Below are 7,658 nucleotides of genomic sequence, written 5' to 3'. Positions count from 1 at the left end.
TGGGCCGCGACGGCCGCCGGTCCGGCCCGGCGCTGGCCGGCGCGCTGACCGCGGGCATCCGCGCCGCCGGCATCGACGTGATCGACATCGGCTGCGTGCCCACCCCGCTCACCTACTTCGCCGCCTTCGAGCTCGGCTGCGCCTCCTGCGTGTCGGTCACCGGCAGCCACAACCCGCCCGCCTACAACGGCCTCAAGATCGTGCTCGACGGCCGCACCCTGCACGGCGAGGCGATCCAGGACCTGCGCCGGCGCATCGCCGAGGACGACCTCGTCGAGGGTGCCGGCGCGCTGCGCGGCGCCGACGTGCGCGCCGCCTACCTCGACCGCATCGTCGGCGACATCGAGCTCGCGCGCCCGCTGAAGATCGTGCTCGACTGCGGCAACGGCGTGGCCGGCGCCGTCGCGCCCGAACTCTTCCGCCGCCTGGGCTGCGAGGTCGTCGAGCTGTTCTGCGAGGTCGACGGCCGCTTTCCCAATCACCACCCCGACCCGTCGCGGCCGGAGAACCTGCAGGACGTCATCCGCGCGCTGCGCGAGACCGACGCCGAGCTGGGCCTGGCCTTCGACGGCGACGGCGACCGCCTCGGCGTGGTGTGCAAGGACGGCGAGATCGTCTTCCCGGATCGCCAGCTCATGCTCTTCGCCGCGGACGTACTCGCCCGCGTACCGGGCGGCGAGATCCTCTACGACGTCAAGTGCACCCGCAATCTGGCGCCGTGGATCCGCGCGCACGGCGGCCGGCCGACGATGTGGAAGACCGGCCACGCGCTGCTCAAGGCGAAGCTGCAGGAGACCGGCGCCGCACTCGCCGGCGAGATGAGCGGCCACATGTTCTTCAAGGAGCGCTGGTACGGCTTCGACGACGGCCTCTACGCGGGCGCCCGCCTGCTCGAGATCCTCTCCGCCCGCGCCGACGCCAACGCCGCGCTGAAGGCGCTGCCCGACGCGACGAGCACCCCGGAGCTGAACCTGAAGATGCAGGAGGGCGAGCCCTTCGAGCTGGTGCGCCGGCTGCGCGAGGCCGCGCTCGCCACGCCCTCGTGCTTCGCCGAAGCGCGCGAGGTGATCACGCTCGACGGCCTGCGGGTGGAGTTCGCCCACGGCTTCGGCCTCGCCCGCCCCTCGAACACCACGCCGATGGTGGTGCTGCGCTTCGAGGCCGACGACGCCGCGGCGCTCGCCTCGATCGAGGCGGCGTTCCGGCGCGCGCTCGACGCAGTCTGGCCCGGACTCGCGCTGCCGTTCTGAGGCCACGGACGAGCGCCCGCGCGCACGCCCGCCGGGCGCCGACCGGCCCGCCCATCCGGGATGGGCGCGCGCGGCACGCGGCGATCCGGGCAAGCGGACAGGGAACGCGAAAAAAAGCACGCTGCTCACATCAGTTGCAGCGCACAATCCGAAGATTCTTTTTACCCAATCCAAGGCGAGCGAGGCAGTCCATGACGGCACGGGAACAGCGCGAAGCACGCGCACGCGACAGCAGGCAGGCCCAGAAGGGCATCGACATCCCGTCCTGCCCCGGCATCCTCGCCCAGCTCATGGACGAGTTGCGCCAGCCGCAGGTCAGCGGCAAGCGCATCGCCGCGCTGATCGGCCAGGACGTCGGGCTGGCCGCGGTCGTGGTGCGCTCGGCCAATTCGCCCTACTTCGGCAGCGGGCGGCGGATCGCCTCGATCGACGACGCAATCCGCATGCTCGGCTTCGGCATGCTCGCCAACCTCGTCCAGGAGGCGTTACTGCGCAGCAACATCGCCGACCCCGGCGCCGCGCTCGAACGCTTCTGGGACAGCTCGCGCTGCACCGCGCAGGCGAGCGCGATGCTCGCCCGCCGCACCGGCATCGCGCGCCCGGAGACCGCCTACACCTTCGGCCTCTTCCACGACTGCGGCATCCCGCTGCTGGTCAAGCGCTTCCCCGAATACAAGCGCATCCTGGCCACGGCCAACCAGGCCACCGGGCGCTGGTTCACCGATGTCGAGGACGAGGCGCTCGACACCAACCACGCCACCATCGGCTACCTGCTCGCGCGCTCCTGGGGCCTCACCGACGCGGTGTGCACCGGCATCCTGTGCCATCACGACTACTCGGTGTTCTCCCCCGACTCCGGCCTGGAGGTCGAGGCGCAAACCCTGATCGCGCTCAACCTGGTGGCCGAGTACGTCGCCGGCACCCACCTGCGCACCCGGCGCGATGCCGAGTGGGACAAGGGGCGCGAGGCGGTGGCGCGCTTCCTGGGCTACGCGCCGACCGAGCTCGACGACCTCGCCGACGACCTGCTCTACGCGCTCGACCGCCAGGGCGAGGACCTCCCGGCCTGAGCCCCGCGCGGGCGGCCCCCCGGCAGGTGCCCGCCGCTCACACCGGCTCGAGCTTGGCCACGCCGAGCAGCAGCCACTTGACGCCCGCCGGACCGAAGTTGATCTGCACCTTGGCATCGCTGCCGCTGCCTTCGGCGGCAACGATCACGCCCTGGCCGAATTTCGCATGCGCCACCGCCTGGCCGATGCGCAGGCCGCCGGGCAGCGTGGCGAAGGCCGGGCGCGGCGCGCGCTGCACCTGCGGCGTGCTCCTCACCGCGGACTTGGCCGAGGGCTTGAAGTAGCCCCCGCCCATCCCGCCCATCGCGCCGCCGGCGGCCGAGCGCGGCTGGGGCGGGGTGAGCCATTTGGTCAGCCCGGCGGGGATCTCCTCCAGGAAGCGCGAGCGCAGGTTGTAGCGCGTCTGCCCGTGCAGCATGCGGCTCTGCGCGAAACTCAGGTACAGGCGCTCGCGCGCCCGCGTCACCGCGACGTACATCAGGCGGCGCTCCTCCTCCAGCCCGTCCTGCTCGAGGATGCTGTTCTCGTGCGGGAACAGGCCCTCCTCCAGCCCGGACAGGAAGACCACGTCGAACTCCAGGCCCTTGGCCGCATGCACGGTCATCAGCTGCACCGCGTCCGCGCCCTGGTCGGCCTGGTGGTCGCCCGCCTCCAGCGAGGCGTGGGCGAGGAAATCCGCCAGCAGCGCGTGCGGCTGCGCCTCGCCGGCGCCCGCCTGGGCCTGCGCCTCGGCGAGGAAGTTGGCCGCGGCGTTGATCAGTTCGTCGAGGTTCTCGAGGCGCTCGCGGCCCTCCTTGTCGGCCTTGTAGTGCGCGCGCAGCCCGCTCAGGTCGAGCACATGATCGACCAGCTCGGGCAGCGGCAGGCCGGCGGTGTCGCGGCGCAGCTCCTCGACCAGGCGCACGAAGACCGCGAGCGCGCTGCCGGGCTTGCCGGACAGATGCGGCACGGTGGCGTAGAGACTGGTGTTGTACGTGCGCGCGGCGTCGGCCAGCACCTCGAGCGAGCGCGCGCCGATGCCGCGGGTGGGAAAGTTCACCACGCGCGCAAACGAGGTGTCGTCGTCCGGATTGGCGATCAGGCGCAGGTAGGCGAGCGCGTGCTTGATCTCCTGGCGCTCGAAGAAGCGCAGCCCGCCATAAACGCGGTAGGGAATGCCGGCCGCGAAGAGCTGGTGCTCGAGCACGCGCGACTGCGCGTTGGAGCGGTAGAGCAGCGCGATCTCGCTGCGCAGCGCGCCGTCGCGCACCAGGGCCTGGATCTCCTCGACGATCCAGCGCGCCTCGTCGGCATCCGCATAGGCCTCGAAGACACGGATCGGCTCGCCCGCGCCCTGGTCGGTCCACAGGTTCTTGCCGAGGCGGTTGCTGTTGTGAAGGATGATCGCGTTGGCGGCGTCGAGGATGTTGGCGTGCGAGCGGTAGTTCTGCTCCAGGCGGATCACGTTGCTCACCCGGAACTCGCGCTCGAAATCGCGCATGTTGCCGACCTCGGCGCCGCGGAAGCGGTAGATGCTCTGGTCGTCGTCGCCGACGCAGAACATTGCCGCACCGCCTTCACGGCCCTCGTCGGCGAAGAGCTTCAACCAGCGGTACTGCAGGCGGTTGGTGTCCTGGAACTCGTCGACCAGGATGTGGCGGAAGCGGCGCTGGTAGTGGCGGCGCAGCGGCTCGTTGCGCTCGAGCAGTTCGTGGCTGCGCAGCAGCAACTCCGCAAAATCCACAACAGACTCGCGCTGGCACTGCGCCTCATACTCTTGGTAGAGCTGCACGCGCAGGCGGGTGTAGTCGTCCCAGGCCTCGACCACGTGCGGGCGGTTGCCGGCTTCCTTCTGGCCGTTGATGAAATGCTGGAGCTCGCGCGGAGGGAACTTCTCGTCGTCGACGTTCAAGGTCTTCAGCAGGCGCTTGATCGCGGCGAGCTGGTCAGCCGAGTCGAGGATCTGGAAGAGCTGCGGCAACCCGGCGTCGCGGTGGTGGGCGCGCAACAGGCGGTTGGCCAGGCCGTGGAAGGTGCCGATCCACATGCCGCGGGTGCTCACCGGCAGCATCGCGCCGAGGCGGGCGAGCATTTCCTTGGCGGCTTTGTTGGTAAATGTAACCGCGAGGATGCCGGCCGGGTCGACTTGGCCGGACTGGATCAGCCAGGCGATGCGGGTGGTGAGCACGCGCGTCTTGCCCGAGCCGGCTCCGGCCAGGATCAGGGCGTGTTGCGCGGGCAGGCTCACCGCCTGCAGTTGTTCGGGGTTCAGGTTGCTCAGCAGGGTGGACATCGCGTTTCCTCTTCGAGCCGGCATTGTATCGACCCCGGGGGACGAGGCCGATACGGCAGGCCGGGGACAGCGCGGAGAGAAAAGGACACAACATGATGTTGCGTCGCAGCAACAACGTGTTTGCAGGATCCCGAGCTTGCGCTAAATTGAAGTTGTGCACTGCACCAAACGAATCGGAATCCCGGAACTTTCTCACGGAAAGACTGGTCGGAATTGTGCAGAATCAAGGAACTAACCCGGGCGCCCGGCTACTATTGCGCCACAACATTTTTTGATAAGGCCTCCGCCCAGAAGGCGGTTGCCGAAACGAGGGCCACACCCGGCCCCGACGGAGAACGCATCATGAAAACGCCCAAACTGCTGCCCTGGTATGCCCGCAAAGCGGGCGTCTCGATCGAGCGCGCCGAAACCCTGTGGCGCAAGGCCGTGCGCGAAGCCACCGCCGAAACCGGCTGGGTCGGCAATGCCGAATACTGGGGTGCGGCCATGGATCACTTCGTGCGTCTGCTCGAAGAAGAGCGCAGCACGTTGTGCGCGCCGCGCGTGCAGTCCTACGTCCGCACCCAGAACCGCATGTGGCGCCTGCCGCTGATCGCCATGGAAGACCTGTTCTCGGCCTTCCACGCAAGCTGGCAGCGCCAGCACGGCGCCGACCACCGCCGCGCCGCGTAAGCGGCACCCCGCCCCGAACCCCTCGCGCCGCGCCAGCGGCGCGACAACGCTTGCTTGTCTCCCTCCCTCCTTCAATGGAGATTCGGCGCTCCGCCCACGCGGAGCGCCATTTTTTTGCCCGCAGCAAGCCTGTTTGCGCGCCGCGCGGGCTTCGCGGCGAGCCCTGCCTTGGCCCGGCCTGCCGCGGCAGGCATCGGGAGCGCCCGGTGTCGCGCTTCACGGTATACTGGCGTGTTTTCAACGTCATCCAGCCCGCGCGCCCGCCATGCAGGAAAAATACCAGCCCGCCGCCCTCGAGACGGCCGCCCAGCAGCACTGGGACTCCACCGACGCCTTCCGCGTGACCGAGGATGCCAGCCGTCCGAAGTACTACTGCCTGTCGATGTTCCCCTACCCCTCGGGCAAGCTGCACATGGGGCACGTGCGCAACTACACCATCGGCGACGTGCTCGCGCGCTTCCACCGCATGAAGGGCTACAACGTGCTGCAGCCCATGGGCTGGGACGCCTTCGGCATGCCGGCCGAGAACGCCGCGATCCAGAACAACGTGCCGCCGGCGAAGTGGACCTACGCCAACATCGACTACATGAAGGCGCAGTTGAAGCGCCTCGGCTTCGCCATCGACTGGTCGCGCGAGCTCGCCACCTGCACCCCCGAGTACTACCGCTGGGAGCAGTGGCTGTTCACCCGCCTGTACGAGAAGGGCCTGATCTACAAGCGCCTCGGCACGGTCAACTGGGACCCTGTGGACGAGACCGTGCTCGCCAACGAGCAGGTCATCGACGGCCGCGGCTGGCGCTCGGGCGCGCTCGTCGAGAAGCGCGAGATCCCCATGTACTACATGAAGATCACCGCCTACGCGGACGAACTGCTGTCCGCGCTCGACGACCTGCCGGACTGGCCGGAGCAGGTCAAACTGATGCAGAAGAACTGGATCGGCCGCTCGGAAGGCGTGGAGATCAGCTTCCCGTTCGACGTTTCCAGCATCGGTCACGAGGGCGCGCTGAAGGTATTCACCACCCGTGCCGACACCCTGATGGGCGCGACCTATGTCGCGGTGGCCGCCGAGCATCCGCTCGCCACCCAGGCCGCGGCCAGCAACCCGGCGCTCGCCGAGTTCATCGAGGAATGCAAGCGCGGCGGCGTCGCCGAGGCCGACATCGCCACGATGGAAAAGAAGGGCATGCCCACCGGTCTCAAGGTGCGCCATCCGCTCTCCGACGAGCCGCTCGAGGTGTGGGTCGCCAACTACGTGCTGATGGGCTACGGCGAAGGCGCGGTGATGGCGGTGCCGGCGCACGATGAGCGCGACTTCGCCTTTGCCACCAAGTACGAGCTGCCGATCCGCATGGTGGTCGGCGCGGACGCCTACGCCGACACCGTCGCCCCGTGGCAGGACGCCTACGCCGAGTACGGCCGCCTGGTGAATTCCGGCAAGTACGATGGCCTGGATTTCCAGGGCGCGGTCGATGCGATCTCCGCCGACCTCGAAGCCCGTGGCCTGGGCGCCAAGCGCGTGCAGTTCCGCCTGCGCGACTGGGGCATCTCGCGCCAGCGCTACTGGGGCTGCCCGATCCCGATGATCCACTGCGCCGACTGCGGCGACGTGCCGGTCCCGGACGACCAGCTCCCGGTCGTGCTGCCCGAGAACGTCGAGATCACCGGCCGCGGCTCGCCGCTGGCCAAGATGGCCTCGTTCTACGAGTGCAGCTGCCCGAAGTGCGGCAAGCCGGCCAAGCGCGAGACCGACACCATGGACACCTTCGTGGAGTCGTCGTGGTACTTCCTGCGCTACGCCTGCGCCGACAGCACGACTGCGATGGTGGACGCGCGCGTGAACTACTGGGCGCCGGTCGACCAGTACATCGGCGGCATCGAGCACGCCATCCTGCACCTGCTGTACTCGCGCTTCTTCACCCGCGCCATGCGCGACTGCGGCCTGGTGAAGGTCTCCGAGCCCTTCAGCGCGCTGCTCACCCAGGGCATGGTGGTGGCCGAGACCTATTACCGCGAGCTCGACGGCGGCAAGAAGCAGTGGATCAACCCGGCCGACGTGGTCGTCGAGCGTGACGAGCGCGGCCGCATCGTCGCCGCGAAACTCGAATCCGACGGCCTGCCGGTGGTCATCGGCGGCACCGAGAAGATGTCGAAGTCGAAGAACAACGGCGTCGACCCGCAGTCGCTGGTGGACCAGTACGGCGCCGACACCGCGCGTCTCTTCATGATGTTCGCCGCGCCGCCCGACCAGCAGCTCGAGTGGTCCGACTCCGGCGTCGAGGGCGCTTCGCGCTTCCTGCGCCGGGTGTGGAACTACGGCCACACCTTCGCCACCGCCACGCGCGCCGCGCTGCCGGCCACGCGCGCGCTCGCCGCCGGCACGCTGCCCGTCGCCGC

Annotated in this window: 5 protein-coding genes; 4 read left to right on the top strand and 1 reads right to left on the bottom strand. The window is 69.2% G+C overall.

All coding sequences use genetic code 11. The annotated features are described in order from the left end of the window. A partial coding sequence (locus C665_RS16955) for a phosphomannomutase/phosphoglucomutase (RefSeq protein WP_004323701.1) occupies window positions 1–1,250 on the top strand: 1,250 nt, incomplete at its 5' end. A gap of 191 nt (window positions 1,251–1,441) precedes the next feature. Next, window positions 1,442–2,320, top strand: coding sequence for an HDOD domain-containing protein (locus C665_RS16950; RefSeq protein WP_004323699.1), 879 nt, complete (start codon window positions 1,442–1,444; stop codon window positions 2,318–2,320). Between the two features lie 37 nt (window positions 2,321–2,357). On the opposite strand, the gene C665_RS16945 is transcribed toward C665_RS16950, so the two are convergent. Then, window positions 2,358–4,592, bottom strand: coding sequence for a UvrD-helicase domain-containing protein (locus C665_RS16945; protein ID WP_004323697.1), 2,235 nt, complete (start codon window positions 4,590–4,592; stop codon window positions 2,358–2,360). A gap of 342 nt (window positions 4,593–4,934) precedes the next feature. Here C665_RS16945 and C665_RS16940 point away from each other — a divergent pair, with 342 nt between their 5' ends. Beyond that, a complete protein-coding gene (locus C665_RS16940) occupies window positions 4,935–5,264 on the top strand; it encodes a hypothetical protein (RefSeq protein WP_004323696.1) in 330 nt (109 codons plus the stop codon). A 265-nt stretch (window positions 5,265–5,529) separates the two neighbouring features. Then, on the top strand, window positions 5,530–7,658 hold a 2,129-nt coding region (gene leuS, locus C665_RS16935), incomplete at its 3' end, for a leucine--tRNA ligase (RefSeq protein ID WP_004323694.1).

This window comes from Thauera aminoaromatica S2 (assembly GCF_000310185.1).
In the GTDB taxonomy this organism is placed as follows: domain Bacteria; phylum Pseudomonadota; class Gammaproteobacteria; order Burkholderiales; family Rhodocyclaceae; genus Thauera; species Thauera aminoaromatica.
Note: the sequence above shows the minus strand (reverse complement) of the source record. Positions and strands in the feature narration are given on the sequence as shown.